The organism is Klebsiella sp. V115_8, from assembly GCF_029967715.1.
Classification (GTDB): Bacteria; Pseudomonadota; Gammaproteobacteria; order Enterobacterales; family Enterobacteriaceae; genus Klebsiella; species Klebsiella quasipneumoniae.
In genome coordinates this window covers 51,432-67,969 of the sequence record NZ_JASCAR010000044.1, presented here as the reverse complement: position 1 = coordinate 67,969, position 16,538 = coordinate 51,432, and the positions used below count along the sequence as shown (strand labels likewise).

At 60.2% G+C, this 16,538-nt stretch carries 15 protein-coding genes; 10 read left to right on the top strand and 5 right to left on the bottom strand.

Annotated elements, in window-relative coordinates; all coding sequences use genetic code 11:
• Positions 1-9 precede the first annotated feature (9 nt).
• On the top strand, positions 10-732 hold the full coding sequence (folM, locus tag QLG03_RS21750; protein ID WP_048334905.1) for a dihydromonapterin reductase: 723 nt from the start codon (positions 10-12) through the stop codon (positions 730-732).
• Here the strand turns inward: folM and QLG03_RS21745 are convergent.
• On the bottom strand, positions 729-1,064 hold the full coding sequence (locus QLG03_RS21745; protein ID WP_023289501.1) for a GlpM family protein: 336 nt from the start codon (positions 1,062-1,064) through the stop codon (positions 729-731). The two genes, folM and QLG03_RS21745, sit on opposite strands and share 4 nt — an antisense overlap.
• 128 nt (positions 1,065-1,192) lie before the next feature.
• On the opposite strand from QLG03_RS21745, the gene rstA reads away from it, so the two are divergent.
• The 4 genes from rstA to tus all read left to right on the top strand — a co-directional run bounded on the left by rstA (position 1,193) and on the right by tus (position 5,076).
• Positions 1,193-1,909 (top strand): two-component system response regulator RstA, encoded by a 717-nt coding sequence (rstA, locus tag QLG03_RS21740; protein ID WP_023289500.1) that lies wholly within the window; start codon positions 1,193-1,195, stop codon positions 1,907-1,909.
• 230 nt (positions 1,910-2,139) lie between these two features.
• A complete protein-coding gene (locus QLG03_RS21735; RefSeq protein WP_023289499.1) occupies positions 2,140-2,502 on the top strand; it encodes a hypothetical protein in 363 nt (120 codons plus the stop codon).
• Positions 2,503-2,766: 264 nt separating this feature from the next.
• Positions 2,767-4,068, top strand: coding sequence for a two-component system sensor histidine kinase RstB (rstB, locus tag QLG03_RS21730; RefSeq protein ID WP_117128759.1), 1,302 nt, complete (start codon positions 2,767-2,769; stop codon positions 4,066-4,068).
• Between the two features lie 75 nt (positions 4,069-4,143).
• Positions 4,144-5,076, top strand: a complete 933-nt coding sequence (gene tus / locus QLG03_RS21725) for a DNA replication terminus site-binding protein (RefSeq protein WP_255987449.1) — start codon at positions 4,144-4,146, stop codon at positions 5,074-5,076.
• Here tus and fumC read toward each other — a convergent pair.
• Positions 5,066-6,466: a class II fumarate hydratase gene (fumC, locus tag QLG03_RS21720; RefSeq protein ID WP_023289496.1), complete on the bottom strand. Its 1,401-nt coding sequence runs from the start codon at positions 6,464-6,466 to the stop codon at positions 5,066-5,068. The genes tus and fumC overlap by 11 nt on opposite strands.
• Before the next feature lie 337 nt (positions 6,467-6,803).
• Complete coding sequence (fumA, locus tag QLG03_RS21715; RefSeq protein WP_255987448.1) at positions 6,804-8,450, bottom strand: class I fumarate hydratase FumA; 1,647 nt, start codon at positions 8,448-8,450, stop codon at positions 6,804-6,806.
• A 201-nt stretch (positions 8,451-8,651) separates the two neighbouring features.
• Between fumA and manA the strand changes: the two genes are divergently transcribed.
• Positions 8,652-9,830, top strand: a complete 1,179-nt coding sequence (manA, locus tag QLG03_RS21710; protein WP_023289494.1) for a mannose-6-phosphate isomerase — start codon at positions 8,652-8,654, stop codon at positions 9,828-9,830.
• Positions 9,831-9,916: 86 nt separating this feature from the next.
• Positions 9,917-11,476: a YdgA family protein gene (locus QLG03_RS21705; RefSeq protein WP_023289493.1), complete on the top strand. Its 1,560-nt coding sequence runs from the start codon at positions 9,917-9,919 to the stop codon at positions 11,474-11,476.
• A 39-nt stretch (positions 11,477-11,515) separates the two neighbouring features.
• Here the strand turns inward: QLG03_RS21705 and QLG03_RS21700 are convergent, their stop codons facing one another.
• Complete coding sequence (locus QLG03_RS21700) at positions 11,516-12,544, bottom strand: Mal regulon transcriptional regulator MalI (RefSeq protein WP_255987446.1); 1,029 nt, start codon at positions 12,542-12,544, stop codon at positions 11,516-11,518.
• A gap of 173 nt (positions 12,545-12,717) precedes the next feature.
• Here QLG03_RS21700 and malX point away from each other — a divergent pair, with 173 nt between their 5' ends.
• From malX to ydfZ, 3 genes are all read left to right on the top strand, one after another.
• On the top strand, positions 12,718-14,310 hold the full coding sequence (gene malX / locus QLG03_RS21695; RefSeq protein WP_048334910.1) for a maltose/glucose-specific PTS transporter subunit IIBC: 1,593 nt from the start codon (positions 12,718-12,720) through the stop codon (positions 14,308-14,310).
• Between the two features lie 52 nt (positions 14,311-14,362).
• Positions 14,363-15,535 (top strand): MalY/PatB family protein, encoded by a 1,173-nt coding sequence (locus QLG03_RS21690; RefSeq protein ID WP_050534167.1) that lies wholly within the window; start codon positions 14,363-14,365, stop codon positions 15,533-15,535.
• A 244-nt stretch (positions 15,536-15,779) separates the two neighbouring features.
• The gene (ydfZ, locus tag QLG03_RS21685; protein ID WP_004151566.1) at positions 15,780-15,983 is read left to right on the top strand and encodes a putative selenium delivery protein YdfZ; all 204 of its coding nucleotides are present in this window, start codon (positions 15,780-15,782) and stop codon (positions 15,981-15,983) included.
• A 70-nt stretch (positions 15,984-16,053) separates the two neighbouring features.
• Here the strand turns inward: ydfZ and QLG03_RS21680 are convergent, their stop codons facing one another.
• Positions 16,054-16,533, bottom strand: a complete 480-nt coding sequence (locus QLG03_RS21680) for a hypothetical protein (protein ID WP_162823501.1) — start codon at positions 16,531-16,533, stop codon at positions 16,054-16,056.
• Positions 16,534-16,538: the final 5 nt, after the last annotated feature.

The following is a 16,538-nucleotide window of genomic DNA, read 5'->3' as shown; positions in this document are numbered from 1 at the left end:
GAGATACCCATGGCTGAACAACAGCCCCGCCCGGTTCTGATCACAGGAGGAGGCCGCCGCATCGGCCTCGCGCTGGCGCACCATTTTCTGCAGCAACACCAGCCGGTGATCGTCAGCTATCGCACGCCCTATCCGGCGATCGAAGACCTGCGCGAAGCGGGCGCCCTCTGTCTGCAGGCCGACTTCAGCAGCGATGACGGCATTCTGACCTTTGCCGAAGCGGTTAAATCGCATACCAGCGGCCTGCGGGCCATCATCCACAACGCCAGCGACTGGATGGCGGAGAAGCCGGGCGTACCGCTCAGCACGGTGATCAACCGCATGATGCAGATCCACGTCCATGCCCCCTATCTGCTCAACCACGCGCTGGAGGAGCTCCTGCGCGGCCACGGCCATGCCGCCAGCGACATTATCCATATCACCGATTACGTGGTGGAGCGTGGGAGCGATAAACATATCGCCTACGCCGCCAGCAAGGCCGCGCTGGACAACATGACCCGCTCCTTTGCCCGCAAGCTGGCCCCGGAGATCAAAGTCAACGCCATTGCGCCGTCGCTGATCATCTTCAATGAAGGTGACGACGAGGCTTATCGTCAGCAGGCGCTGGATAAGTCGCTGATGAAAATCGCCCCGGGCGAGAAAGAGATCAGCGACCTTATCGACTATCTGTTTACCAGCCGCTACGTGACCGGCCGGTCATTCGCCGTCGACGGCGGTCGCCCTCTGCGTTAGTGGAAGCGGCTCCAGCCAACAATCAACAGCCACGCGCACAGCCCCCAGCAACCTACTGCGCCTGCCAGCGCCAACGGCAGGCGCATGATCCCGGTGAAGTACCACAGCGACAGCAGATAGATAAAATAGGGAACGATCGACCACATGCCGAACACGATAGTGGTGCGCAGGGCTTCAATACCGCGCTCGCTGGCGACAATATAGTGGGCGATGAGCGCAAAGGTGGGAAACAGCGGAACAAGTCCGGCGATGGCGTAGTTTTTGGTTTTCGCCAGCACGCCAATCAGCACCACCACCAGCGCGCCCAGCAGCCCTTTGATTAACAGCCCCATGTCCTTATGCCTTAACAATGAATCAACAAGTTAGCGCAGCATAGCGGAATTAGCGCTGTTTATAAAAGAGGAATGGCGGGTAAAATAGGCGCGGTGTATGTTACTTCTTTTACTGATGTGCAATAGACATGAATAAAATCGTTTTTGTTGAGGATGACCCTGAGGTAGGGGCGCTGATCGCCGCCTATCTCGGCAAGCATGATATGGATGTGGTGGTCGAGCCTCGCGGCGACCGCGCAGAGGAAGTGATCGCGCGGGAGAAACCGGACCTCGTGCTCCTGGACATTATGCTGCCCGGCAAGGACGGAATGACGCTCTGTCGCGATCTGCGTGGGCAATGGCAAGGGCCGATTGTCCTGCTGACCTCGCTCGACAGCGATATGAACCATATCCTCTCCCTGGAGATGGGCGCCAGCGATTATATCCTGAAAACCACCCCGCCGGCGGTGCTGCTGGCGCGACTGCGTCTGCATTTGCGCCAGCATATCGCCCCGGCGGGAGCAGGCGCGCCTGCGACGCTCACCCCGCACAAGACCATCTCCTTTGGCTCACTGACCATTGACCCGGTCAACCGCCAGGTGCTGCTCGGCGGAGAAAGCGTCGCCCTGTCTACCGCCGATTTCGACCTGCTGTGGGAGCTGGCTACCCACGCCGGGCAGATTATGGACCGCGACGCCCTGCTGAAAAATTTACGCGGCGTCACCTACGACGGGATGGATCGCAGCGTCGACGTCGCCATCTCGCGCCTGCGCAAAAAACTGCTCGATAACGCCACAGAACCCTACCGGATTAAGACGGTACGCAATAAAGGCTACCTCTTCGCCCCCCACGCCTGGGACAACTGAGCGGTCCTTCTGCGGCCCTGAAAGGGGCCCGTTTACCGCCTGTTCCCCGGCGGCATGCGCATCGCATTTTCCGCCGCCTTCGCGCTGGCGGGCCGCCGCCAGTTTGTCATATTGAGTAAATCAATATGTTTCGCCGTACAGAAGCCCATCACATAACCCCTCAATATGATTGTGCTCAAGGACTTACCGTTATCAGAATGGCATAAAGCCTGAAAACACAGGACTTTTGCATGATGAAATACGTTGTACTTTTGGCACTGACCCTCTTCACGTCACTCTCTGGCTGGGCTTTTTCCCTCGACAACGCCGATATCCGGCTCCTCTGTCCACAGCGCGGGCAAATTAAGGTGCTCCTCCACCGCTATCAACATACCCAGCAATCCTGGGGAGATCACCATTTCGAAACCGGCGGCGGATACGTGCGCCAGGGGCCGCTGCTGGTGATCCCGTTTGCTAACCTTGATCAGATGATTTACCACCAGACCACCGGCGAATTTGCTTACTGGTATGCCGAAGCAAAACAGCTGGTGCGCTGTCGACTGCTGAGCCTGGCCACCCTCTATCCGGTGGATATCCCCTACTATCGCGAGTAGCGCCCAGCGGCGCGCAGATGACACTGGACATAATCCTTGCCTAATGCAGAGGTAAGCTCGCAATAAGTGACACTGTCACATTTTCAACGACGTCGCTCCCCCCGGCTGGCTATTGTCAGGGGGCATAAACCCTGCTTTGATAGCGTATCGGTTACTCCCGCGCGGGCCTCGGCTCGCCCCGGTAAACCCGAGACGTTTCCGCCTCGCCGGGCAGATGGTCCTGAGGCGCCGGCAGGTTTCTCTTTTTGACTATGCGGTAATGTAATGAAAAAGCTGTTCGTGCAGTTCTACCTTCTGCTCTTCGTCTGCTTTCTGGTGATGACCATGCTGGTGGGCCTGGTCTATAAATTTACCGCTGAACGCGCCGGCCGGCAGTCGCTTGACGATCTGATGAAAAGCTCACTGTATCTGATGCGCAGCGAGCTGCGGGAAATTCCGCCTCGCGACTGGAGCAAAACGCTGAAAGAACTGGACCTAAATCTGTCGTTCGACCTGCACATCGAGCCGATGAGCAAATTCAAATTGTCGGAAAGCTCGATGCAGCACCTGCGCGCCGGGGATATCGTCGCGCTCGACGACCAGTACACCTTTATCCAGCGCATCCCCCGCAGCCACTATGTGTTATCCGTGGGCCCGGTGCCCTATCTCTATTTTCTGCATGAAATGCGTCTCCTGGACGTAGCGCTGATGGCGTTTATCGCTATCTCGCTGGCCTTCCCGGTGTTTATCTGGATGCGTCCGCACTGGCAGGACATGCTGCGCATTGAGACCGCCGCCCAGCGCTTTGGCGAAGGCCACCTCAGCGAGCGTATTCATTTTGACAGCATGTCCAGCTTTGAGCGGCTCGGGGTGGCCTTCAACCAGATGGCCGACAACATTAACGCCCTCATTGCCAGTAAAAAGCAGCTGATTGACGGCATCGCCCATGAGCTCAGGACGCCGCTGGTGCGCCTGCGCTACCGTCTGGAGATGAGCGAAAACCTCACCGAGGCGGAATCGCAGGCGCTGAACCGCGATATCGGCCAGCTGGAGGCGCTCATAGAAGAGCTCCTGACCTACGCCCGTCTCGACCGCCCGCAGACGGAGCTCAGCCTGACCACCCCCGATTTCCCCGCCTGGATCAGCGACCACGTCGAGGATATCCAGATGGTCAACCCGCAGCGCGAAGTCGGCCTGGCGACGCTGACCCGCGGCAACTATGGCGCGCTGGATATGCGGTTGATGGAGCGGGTGCTGGATAATCTGGTGAACAACGCCCTGCGCTACAGCGGTCAGCGGGTGGCGGTCAGCCTGACCCTGCAGGGTTCCCGCGCGTCGTTGCAGGTCGACGATGACGGCCCGGGCATTGCCCCCGAGGAACGCGAGCGGGTGTTCGAACCTTTTGTTCGTCTTGACCCCAGCCGCGATCGGGCGACCGGAGGGTGCGGCCTCGGCCTGGCCATTGTCCACAGTATCGCCCAGGCGATGGGGGGCGACGTTTGCTGCGAGGCCAGTCCACTCGGCGGCGCCCGCTTCTGCTTTAGCTGGCCGGTCTATCATCAGTTGCCCGATTTTACCTCTGCCTGAATAAAACTTGCGCAGAGGCCGCGGGCTGGCTATGCTGGAAAAATCGAATAGCATGTTGTAACTAAGGTGAAGGCGATGGCCAGCTACGACCTCGTTGAACGTCTGAATGATACCTTTCGCCAGATCGAGCTGGAGCTGCAGGCGCTGCGCCAGGCGTTAGCGACCTGCCGGCTGCTGGCGGGCCGGGTGTTTGAGCTGCCGGCGATCAGTAAGGATGCCGAGCACGACCCGCTGGCGAACATTACGGTCGTCCAGCACACCGGCGAGGCGGCGCTGGATCTCGCCCTGCGCCACTACGGCCATCTGTTTATCCAGCAGCAGTCGGAAACCCGCAGCAGCAAAGCCGCCGTCCGCCTGCCGGGCGCTATCTGTCTCCAGGTCTCCGCCGCGGAACAGCAGACGCTGCTGGCGCGCATTCAGCAGATTAACGCCCTGAAGGCCACCTTCGAGAAAATCGTCACTGTCGACGCTGGCCTGCCCCCCACCGCCCGCTTTGAGTGGGTGCATCGCCATCTGCCTGGGTTAATCACCCTCAGCGCCTATCGCACGCTAACGCCCCTCCTCGACCCGAGCACTATCCGCTTCGGCTGGGCCAATAAGCACGTGATCAAAAATCTGACCCGCGACCAGGTGTTGATGATGCTGGAAAAAAGCCTGCAATCGCCGCGGGCGGTGCCGCCCTGGACCCGCGAGCAGTGGCAGAGCAAACTGGAAAGGGAGTATCAGGATATCGCCGCCCTGCCGCAGCGGGCGCGGCTAAAAATCAAACGGCCAGTGAAAGTGCAGCCGATTGCCCGCGTCTGGTATGCCAGCGAGCAGAAACAGGTGCAGTACGCCTGCCCCAGCCCGCTGATCGCCCTGATGTCCGGCAGCCAGGGGGTCAGCGTGCCGGATATTGGCGAATTGCTCAACTACGATGCCGACAATGTGCAATACCGCTACAAACCGGAGGCGCAGGCGCTGAGATTACTGATCCCTCGTCTGCACCTCTGGCTGGCTAGCGAGTAGCCAGGCTGCCGACCATCTGTTCCGGGCGCACCCAGCTATCGAATTCGGCTTCCGTCAGGTAGCCCAGCGCCAGCGCCGAAGCCTTCAGGGTCAGCCCCTCATGGTGCGCTTTTTTGGCGATCTCCGCCGCTTTATCATAGCCGATATGGGTATTCAGCGCGGTCACCAGCATCAGCGACTCGTTGAGCAGCTGGGTGATCCGCTCACGATTCGGCTCAATCCCCACCGCACAGTGCTCGTTAAAGCTCGCCATGCCGTCCGCCAGCAGACGCACCGACTGCAGGAAGTTGTGAATGACCATCGGCCGATAGACGTTGAGCTCAAAGTTACCCGAGGCGCCGCCGATATTCACCGCCACGTCGTTACCCATCACCTGGCAGCAGACCATGGTCAGGGCCTCGCACTGCGTCGGGTTGACCTTACCGGGCATAATCGATGACCCTGGCTCGTTTTCCGGGATGGCGATTTCGCCAATCCCGCAGCGCGGCCCGGAGGCCAGCCAGCGGACATCGTTAGCGATTTTCATCAGCGAGGCCGCCAGACCTTTAAGCGCGCCGTGGGCATGGACCAGGGCATCGACAGTGGCCAGCGCTTCGAATTTATTCGGCGCGGTGACAAACGGCTGTCCGCTGAGCGAGGCCAGCTCGGCCGCCACCCGCACGGCATATTCCGGATGCGTATTCAGCCCGGTCCCCACCGCCGTCCCGCCCAGCGCCAGCTCGGCAAGGTGCGGCTGGCTGGCTTCAAGATGCTTCAGGCTATGGTCCAGCATCGCCACCCAGCCGGAGATTTCCTGGCCTAAGGTGAGCGGCGTGGCGTCCTGCAGATGGGTGCGACCGATCTTCACGATATCCCTGAAGGCCACCGCTTTTTCGTTGAGCGTGGCCCGCAGCGCCTGCAGCGACGGGAGCAATTTTTCCCGCAGGGCGACCAGCGCCGCGACATGCATGGCGGTGGGGAATACATCGTTCGAGCTCTGGCTTTTATTGACATCGTCATTGGGGTGGATTTTTCGCGCCATCCCCCGCTCACCGCCGAGCAGTTCACTGGCGCGGTTAGCCAGCACCTCGTTCATATTCATATTGCTCTGGGTGCCGGAACCGGTCTGCCAGATAGCCAGCGGGAACTCCTGGGGGTGTTTTCCGGCCAGCACTTCGTCAGCGGCGGCGACGATCGCCCCGGCTTTCTCCGCCGTCAGCAGGCCAAGATCCTGATTGACCTTCGCCGCCGCCCGCTTGGTCAGCGCGAGTGCATATATCAGTTCCCCGGGCATTTTTTCGGTCGAGATGCGGAAATGCTCCAGCGAACGCTGGGTCTGGGCGCCCCAGAGTTTATCGGCCGGGACGTCGATGGCGCCCATCGAGTCTTTTTCACTGCGATGCGTTGTCATTACTTTCTCCTTGGATGAAAAGTGCGTCATAGCGACAAAGCTCACCTGCTTAAAAGAGTAAGTATTGGCCAGATTGATAAGTTGTTTTGGTGGTTCGTGCCGCAAAGCGGCATAAAAAAGCCGCCCCGAAGGGCGGCCCGGACGGCTGACAACGTGCCATCTTCAGGAATTGCCCGGCGGCGCTGCGGTTGCGCGGGCCGACAGGGAATGGCATACCCGGTTGATATTGCTGTTTTCGTAGGCCGGGTAAGGCGAAAGCCGCCACCCGGCAGAAGGCGCGCACGATAACGAAAACAGGTTTGTCATCGGCCAGAGCCGCCCAGAAGGGCGGCCAGGTTTATTTCACGCAGCGGGCGCACTGCGACGTCTGGATCTGCTGGAAGAAGTCGTTGCCTTTATCATCGACGAGGATAAACGCCGGGAAGTCTTCCACTTCGATTTTCCAGATCGCCTCCATCCCCAGCTCCGGATACGCCACGCACTCCAGGCTGCGGATGCTCTGCTGAGCCAGTACCGCCGCCGGGCCGCCGATGCTGCCGAGGTAGAAACCGCCGTGCTTGTGGCAGGCGTCGGTGACCTGCTGGCTGCGGTTGCCTTTCGCCAGCATGATCTTACTCGCGCCGTGAGACTGCAGCAGATCGACGTAAGAGTCCATGCGGCCTGCGGTGGTCGGGCCGAGGGAGCCGGAGGCGTAACCGTCCGGCGTCTTGGCTGGGCCGGCGTAGTAGATCGGGTGATCTTTCACGTACTGCGGCAGTTCCTCGCCGTTATCGATAAGCTCTTTCAGCTTGGCGTGGGCGATGTCGCGGGCGACGATAATGGTGCCGCTCAGCGACAGACGGGTGGAGACCGGGTACTGCGACAGCAGCGCCAGGATCTCGCTCATCGGCTGGTTAAGATTCACCTTCACCGCTTCGCCTTCGCCGGCCTGGCGCAAATGCTCAGGGATATATTTCCCCGGATTGCTCTCCAGCTTCTCGATCCAGATGCCGTCGCGGTTGATTTTGGCTTTGATGTTGCGGTCGGCGGAACAGGAGACGCCCATCCCTACCGGACAGGAGGCGCCGTGGCGCGGCAGGCGGATCACCCGGATATCGTGGGCGAAGTATTTGCCGCCGAACTGCGCGCCGAGGCCGAGATTTTGCGCCTCCACCAGCAGCTCCTGCTCCAGCTGAATGTCGCGGAACGCCTGGCCATGCTCATTACCTTCGGTCGGCAGACCGTCGTAGTATTTGGTGGACGCCAGCTTGACGGTCTTCAGCGTCGCTTCCGCCGAGGTACCGCCGATGACAAAGGCGATGTGGTACGGCGGGCAGGCAGCGGTACCAAGGGTACGCATCTTCTCCACCAGATAGTTTTTCAGCTTCGCCGGGGTGATCAGCGCTTTGGTTTCCTGGTAGAGATAGGTTTTGTTCGCCGAGCCGCCGCCTTTGGCGATACAGAGGAATTTGTACTCATCGCCATCGGTAGCATAGAGGTCGATCTGCGCCGGCAGGTTGGTGCCGGTGTTGACCTCTTTATACATATCCAGCGGGGCGTTCTGCGAATAGCGCAGGTTGTCCTGGATGTAGGTGTTGTATACCCCCTGCGCCAGCGCGGCTTCGTCGCCGCCGCCGGTCCAGACGCGCTGGCCTTTTTTACCCATGATGATGGCGGTGCCGGTGTCCTGGCAGGTAGGCAGAATGCCTTTGGCGGCGATATCGGAGTTGCGCAGGAACTGCAGGGCGACGTATTTGTCGTTTTCGCTGGCTTCCGGGTCGTTAAGGATATCCGCTACCTGCTGCTGATGGGCCGGGCGAAGCATAAAGGAGGCGTCGTGGAAGGCATGTTGCGCCAGAAGGGTCAGCGCCTGAGGGTCAACTTTTAGCACTTCCTTGCCGGCAAATTCGGCGACGGAGACGTAATCACTGCTGAGGAGATAATACTCGGTGTCATCCTTTTTGAGGGGAAAAGGATCCTGGTAAACAAACGGTTTATTCGACATTGTACTCTCACTTACTGCTTTGGCTGATTATGTTTCAGGCAGGGACTCCATGTGCCTGTAGAAAAGCGAGTCGATCAATTTTACACAAATTTTTAACAAAAACTGAGACAGGGACGACTTTTTCTTTCAGCAGTTGCTTCTCCAGCGTTTGCTGGTTTAATAGGGCGATAAATTTTACTTTGATTGAAACAGGGATTGAGAATGCAAAAGCTGATTAACGCCGTGCAGAACTATGCATGGGGAAGCCACACCGCCTTAACTGAACTGTATGGCATCGCCAACCCGGACAACCTGCCGATGGCAGAGCTGTGGATGGGGGCGCATCCGAAGAGCAGCTCGCAGATCCTGGCGGCAGACGGCCAGCCGCGTTCGCTGCGCGAAGTGATTGATGCGGACAAAGCCGCCCTGCTCGGCGACAAAGTGGCGCAGCGCTTCGGTGAACTGCCGTTCCTGTTTAAAGTGCTGTGCGCCGCGCAGCCCCTCTCCATTCAGGTCCATCCTAACAAGCAGGCCTCCGAAGAGGGTTTCGCCCGCGAGAACGCCGCCGGCATCCCCCTCTCCGCCGCCGAACGTAACTACAAAGATCCGAACCACAAGCCGGAGCTGGTCTTCGCCCTGACCCCGTTCCTGGCGATGAACGCGTTTCGCGAGTTCAGCGAGATTGTCAGCCTGCTGCAGCCGGTGGCTAACGCGCACCCGGCGATCGGCGCCTTCCTGCAGCAGCCGGACGCGGCTCGCCTGAGCCAGCTGTTTGCCAGTCTGCTGAATATGCAGGGCGAGGAAAAAGCGCAGGCGCTGCAGGCGCTGCGCGAGGTGCTGGACCGCGAACAGGGCGAACCGTGGCAGACCATCCGCCTGATCGCCGAATTTTATCCCGACGACAGCGGCCTTTTCTCCCCGCTGCTGCTGAACGTGGTGAAGCTGAATCCGGGCGAAGCGATGTTCCTGTTTGCCGAAACGCCGCACGCGTATCTGCAGGGGGTGGCGCTGGAGGTGATGGCCAACTCGGATAACGTGCTGCGCGCCGGCCTGACGCCGAAGTACATTGATATCCCTGAGCTGGTGGCCAACGTCAAGTTCGAGGCCAAACCGGCGGGTGAGCTGCTGACCCAGCCGCAGCGGCACGGCGCGGAGCTGGACTTCCCGATCCCGGTGGAAGATTTTGCCTTCTCGCTGCACGATCTCTCCGCCGAGGCCAGCGATCTGGCCCAGGCGAGCGCGGCGATCGTTTTCTGCGTCGACGGCGAAGCCCTGCTGCGCAAAGGCGACCAGAGCCTGACCCTCAAGCCGGGCGAATCGGCCTTTGTGGCCGCCAATGAATCGCCGGTGCAGGTCAGCGGCCATGGCCGCGTGGCGCGCGTGTTCAATAAGCTCCAGTAAACGACAGACCTTTCAGGTCGCGCTTACTGATTATGACAACTCAGCCAGGCGGTCTCTCCGCCTGGCTTCATTTATGGACAAATGCTATGAAAAAATCGCTGGTCGCAGCAGGAATCATCGTGGCGCTGGGCGTGGTATGGACAGGCGGCGCCTGGTACACCGGCAAACAGCTGGAAGGCCGGATTGCCGATATGGTGCAGCAGGCTAACGCGCAGTTACGCAGCAGCGCGCCGGAGTCAGGTCTGGAGCTGAGCTATCAGGACTACCAGCGCGGGCTGTTCAGCAGCCATCTGCAGCTGGTGGTGAAGCCGATCGCCGGTCAGGCTAACGGCTGGCTGGCCGCCGGGCAGAGCGTGGTGCTTGACGAGGTGGTCGATCACGGCCCCTTCCCGCTGGCCTCGTTAAAAACCTTTAATCTGGCCCCGGCGATGGCCTCGGTCCACACCACGCTGGTGAAAAACGACGCCAGCCAGGCGCTGTTCGAAATAGCCAAAGGCAATACCCCCTTTACCGTCGATACGCGCATCGCCTACAGCGGCGACAGCCAGTCGGCGATCGTCCTCAATGCCCTCGACTACGCCAAAGGGGATGAGAAAGTCACCTTCAGCGGCGGCGAGTTCCAGCTCGACGCCGACCGCGACGGCAAAAACATCAGCCTGAAGGGCCAGGCCGGCAGCGGCCAGATCGATGCTCTCAACGAATATAACCAGAAGGTGCAGCTGCGCTTCGTCAACCTGACCACCGACGGCGCCACCGAGCTGGCCAGCTTCAACGAGCGTATCGGCCAGCAAAAAATGACCCTCGATAAACTGGCCATCAGCGTCGAAGGCAAAGAGCTGGCGCTGGTTGAAGGCATGGCGCTGGACGGCGGCTCCACACTGACCAAGGACGGCAAAGGCGTGAACAGCCAGGTGAACTACACCGTCAACAGCCTGAAGCTGCAGGGTCAGGATATGGGTAGCGGCAAACTGACGCTGAAAGTGGATAACGTCGACGGTCAGGCGTGGCACCAGTTCAGCCAGCAGTACAGCGCGCAGTCTCAGGCGCTGCTGGCGAAACCAGAGCTGGCGCAGAACCCGGAGCTGTACCAGCAGGCGCTTACCGAAACCCTGTTCAATGCGCTGCCGATCCTGCTTAAGGGCAATCCGTCGGTGACTATCTCACCGCTGAGCTGGCGCAATGCCAAAGGCGAAAGCAGCCTCAACCTATCGGTGCTGCTGAAAGATCCAGCCCTGGTGACCGCCCCGCCGCAGACCCTGGCGGACAGCCTGGATCGCGTGGTGCAGTCCCTTGACGGCAAAGTGGTGATCCCGGTGGATATGGCGACGGAGTTTATGACTAAGATCGCCGGTCTGGAAGGCTACCAGCCAGCCGACGCCGCCAAACTCGCCGATCAGCAGGTCAAAGGCCTGGCGGCGATGGGCCAGATGTTCCGCATCACCACCATGGAAGATAACGCCATCAGCAGCAGCCTGCAGTACGCGAACGGCCAGGTGACGCTGAACGGCCAGAAAATGCCGCTGGAGGATTTTGCCGCGATGTTTGGTCTCGAAGCGCCTTCGTTACCGGACAGCGCGCCGCAGGAGGGCCAGCCGCAGCAGGATGACGCCGCGCCTCAGCAGGACGACGCCGCCCCGCAGCCGTAATTTATCGGCTCAGGAGACGGCCACCGCGCGCCGTCTCCGTCATTTTCTCGTCACCAGCCGCGGGGGCATGATCTGATTTCGCGTCTCGCCCGCGCCCTCCTCCAGCCGCCGCAGCATCGACTCCGCCAGCGTTTTTCCCATCTCGCGCGCCGGGGTGGTGACCCAGGTGAGCGGCAGGTCGTCAAGCGCGGCCTCAGGCACATCGGCGAACGCCGCCAGCGCCACCCGCTGCTCGAAGTAGCTGTCGACGCCATCTTCCCCGCTCTGCCTTCCGGCGCGCAGCAGACCGAACCACGCGCCGGTCGCCACCACGTTGTTGTAGCACAGCACCGCGGTGATGGTCGGATTTTGCCCCAGCAGCGCGGTCATCGCCTCCGCCGCCTGCTTCTGGCTCGATTCGCACTCCAGTACCCATTCGCTGTGGAACGGCAGACCGTATTTCAGCAAGGTGGCGCAATAGCCGCCGACTCGCTCGGCGCGGGTCAGCGACGAGCTCTGGCCGCCAAGCCAGGCGATCCGCTGATGGCCGCGGCGGATCAGATGCTCGGTCACCAGCTGCGCCGCCTGCATGTTGTCCGGACGGATCAGGTCGACATCGTCGAGATAGCTGGCGCGGGAAGCGAACACCAGCGGCACACCCGCCTCCGCCGCCCGCTCGCGCAGCTCGCTCCCGCGGTCGATAGCCCCGGCGATGATCACCCCATCCACCCCCTGCGCCGCCAGCGTGTCAAACCGCTGCGCCATCTTCTCGCCGCTGCGCCCTCCCTGGGTGAGAAACACCATTTTCCCCTGCCTCTCCAGGGCATCGGTGAGGCCGGCGGTTAACTCGGCATAGAACTGTTTAGAGAGATCGCTGACGATAAGGCCAATCACCCCGCTCTGTCCGCCGCGCAGCAAGGCGGCCTGACGGTTGCGCACAAATCCCAGCTGCTCGATGGCCTGATTAACCCGCTCGCCGGTGGCGCTGGAGATACGCCCTTTCCCGCTCAGCACCAGCGAAACGGTGCTCACGGAGACGCCGGCGGCCAGCGCCACATCATTGATGGTGATCTTTTTTGCGATAGCCATAGCGTGCCGGCTGACTCCCTTGCCTGTCGATAAAACGTTTTATCATTGTGCGATCTTTATAAACCTTATTATCGCTTGAATATGTGATTTTTATCGCACTAAAAAGTGGTAAAACGTTTTATCTTGCCGTGGCGTTAGTTCTTCCCGACCACTTGAGAATCAGGAACCGCGTTATGACGGCGAAAACCGCACCAAAAATCACCCTGTGGGAATTTTTCCAGCAGCTGGGAAAAACCTTTATGCTGCCCGTGGCGTTGCTCTCGTTTTGCGGGATCATGCTGGGGATCGGCAGCTCGTTAAGCAGTCACGATGTTTTGACCCTGCTGCCGTGGCTGGATATACCGCTGCTGCAGGCCATCTTTATCTGGATGAGCAAAGTCGGCTCCTTTGCCTTCAGCTTCCTGCCGGTGATGTTCTGTATCGCCATCCCGTTGGGGCTGGCGCGGGAGAACAAAGGCGTCGCCGCCTTCGCCGGTTTTGTCGGCTACGCGGTCATGAACCTGGCGGTCAACTTCTGGCTGACGGCGAAAGGCATTCTGCCCACCACCGACGCCGCTATTCTCAAGGCCAACAATATCCAGAACATCATCGGTATTCAGTCGATTGATACCGGGATCCTCGGGGCGGTTATCGCCGGGATTATCGTCTGGCTGCTGCATGAGCGCTTCCACAACATTCGCCTGCCGGACGCCCTGGCCTTCTTCGGCGGCACCCGCTTTGTGCCGATCGTCACCACCGTGGTGCTGGGTCTGGTCGGGCTGGCGATCCCGCTGGTGTGGCCGGTCTTCGCTATGGGGATCAATGCCCTCGGAAAGATGATCAACAGCGCCGGCGATTTTGGGCCGATGATCTTTGGCACCGGCGAGCGACTGCTGCTGCCGTTTGGCCTGCACCACATCCTGGTGGCGCTGATCCGCTTCACGGAAGCCGGCGGTACCCTTGACGTCTGCGGCCACAGCGTCAGCGGCGCGCTGACCATCTTCCAGGCGCAGCTAAGCTGCCCGACCACCCACGGCTTCGCCGAAAGCGCCACCCGCTTCCTGTCGCAGGGTAAGATGCCGGCCTTCCTCGGCGGCCTGCCGGGCGCCGCGCTGGCGATGTACCACTGCGCCCGCCCGGAAAACCGGCATAAAATTAAAGGTCTGCTGATCTCCGGAGTGATCGCCTGCGTGGTGGGCGGCACCACCGAGCCGCTGGAGTTCCTGTTCCTGTTCGTGGCGCCGGTGCTGTATGTCATCCACGCCCTGCTGACCGGTCTCGGCTTTACCCTCATGGCGGTGCTCGGCGTCACCATCGGCAACACCGACGGCAATATCATCGACTTCGTGGTGTTTGGCATCCTGCATGGTCTGGCGACCAAGTGGTACCTGGTGCCGGTGGTGGCGGCAATCTGGTTTGCGGCCTACTATGCCATCTTCCGCTTCGCCATCACCCGCTTCAATCTGAAAACGCCGGGCCGCGATATCGACACCGCCGCCAGCGTGGAGAAAGCGGTCGCTGGCACCATTGGTAAATCCGGGTATAACGTGCCGGCGATTCTGGCGGCCCTCGGCGGCGCCGACAACATTGTCTCGCTGGATAACTGCATTACCCGTCTGCGTCTGTCGGTACACGATATGAGCAAAGTGGACGCCGCCGCGCTGAAAGCCCATCGCGCCATTGGGGTGGTTCAGCTCAACCAGCATAATCTGCAGGTGGTTATTGGCCCGCAGGTGCAGTCGGTAAAAGATGAGATGGCCACGCTGATGAATACCGTTCAGGCCTGATCCCACCGGTCCCCTTCCGGCACGGAGGGGGACCCTCGCTAAGGAAGTTCCGATGTTTGATTTTTCCACCCCCATCGACCGCCACGGCACCTGGTGCACGCAGTGGGACTATGTCGCTGACCGATTTGGCGTCCCCGACCTGTTGCCGTTCACCATCTCCGATATGGATTTCGCCACCGCGCCCTGCATTCTCGACGCCGTCAGCCGGCGGCTGGCCCACGGCGTGTTCGGCTACAGCCGCTGGCAGAACGAGGCGTTTCTCGGGGCGATTGCCCACTGGTACGCCAGCCGCTTTCACAGCGTCATCGATCCGCAAACGGTGGTCTACGGACCGTCGGTTATCTATATGGTGGCGGAAACCATCCGTCAGTGGTCGCAAGAAGGCGACGGCGTCGTCGTCCATACTCCCGCCTACGATGCGTTCTATAACACCATCACCGCTAACCGCCGACAGATTGCCCCGGTGCCATTGACCCTGACGAACAATCAGTGGCACTGCGATATGGCGCGCCTGGAAGCGGCGCTGGCGGAGCCGAAGAATACCCTGCTGCTGCTGTGCAGCCCGCACAATCCAACGGGGAAAGTGTGGCGCCGCGAGGAGCTCGAGACCATGGCGGCCCTGTGCCAAAAGCATGGCGTGAGGGTGATTAGCGATGAAATTCATATGGACATGACCTGGGGCGACCACCGTCATATCCCGTGGAGCGAGGTGGCTCAGGGGCCGTGGGCGCTGTTCACCTCCGGGTCGAAGAGCTTCAATATCCCGGCCTTTACCGGAGCCTATGGCTTTATCCCGGAGGCAAACTGCCGCGACAGCTATCTGCAGGCGCTGAAAGCGCGCGACGGGCTCTCGTCGCCCTCGGTCCCGGCGCTGGTGGCTCATGTCGCCGCCTACCGCGACGGGGCGCCCTGGCTCGACGCTCTGCGCGACTACCTGCAGGAGAACCTGCGCTATGTGGCTGATACGCTCAATCGCGCCTTTCCCGCGCTGCGCTGGCAGCCGCCGGAGGCCACCTACCTGGCGTGGATCGACCTCCGCCCCCTTAACATTGACGACCGCGCGCTGCAGCAGGCGCTGATCGCCGGGCAGAAGGTGGCGATTATGCCGGGGTATACCTATGGTCCCGAAGGCAACGGCTTTCTGCGCCTCAATGTCGGCTGTCCACGCGAGAAGCTGGAGCGCGGTGTCGCAGGGCTGATAGCCGCCCTGCGCAGCCTTATCTGATGCGCCGGCAAAGTGAATTATCTGGTTGTCAAACCCTATCCTGCCTGCCAGATGGCTGGCAGGATGATCGAGGCTTTTCCCCTGGCGCAGGCAAACCCTGTAGCGGCCATGAATGACTCTCGCGCCCGGCTGATTTCGGCATTATTAAAATAATTTTGATATTCCTCAAAACTTTTTTAGGCAGGAAGCGGTATTAATTTGGCCGCTTAATCATTGCTTACACTGGTTTATTGAGGAGGAGAGCATGAAAACCTATGACCGTAATCGTAACGCTATTGCCACCGGCAGTATGGTCATGATCGCCGGTAACGGTACGACGGGCGTGATTAAAGCGATCCATGGCGAGGGGAAAACCGCCGAGCAGCTGCGTCGGGCGGACTGCGTGGAAATCGACGGCTGCGAGGGCCGCTTCTGTCCGTTAGATCTGATCCGTCTCGGTTTCCATTAATCCCTGCCGCCAGGGCAACATGAGCAGGCCACCCAGGGTGGCCTCTCCTTTACCGGCCTGATACAGGCGCTTAGCGAAAGCTCCACTGAATACTCATCACAAAGATCGCCGGGAGAATAATCCCGCCCTCGACGCCGAAATAATCGGTAAAGTTATACTGCAGACCATGATAGATATAGGGCGAAAAACCGACGCCGGTGATTTTTTTGGCGGTGCGGTAGGTGCCTGAGTCGCCGCAGTGGCTGAAAGCGTCAAAGAAAAATTCTCCGGTATAGGCATACACCCCTTTCAGCAGCCAGCCGGTGTCGTTTTTCAGCCAGTCGCGGCGCACGCCGAGGGTCAGGCAGCGATCGTCGAAGCTGTTTTTCATGGTGCCGACCAGCGCGCTGTATTTTGAATCCGCTGAAAACTTGCGCTCCACCGAGAAAAAGTTGTTGTTGAAATGCTCGTTATATTGTCCGTGGTTGCCGGTCATGTGATAAACATAGGAGCCGGTATTCATCGAATAGAGATTTAATTCCCCGGCCTGCGCCGACGGCATGGCAACCAACAGCA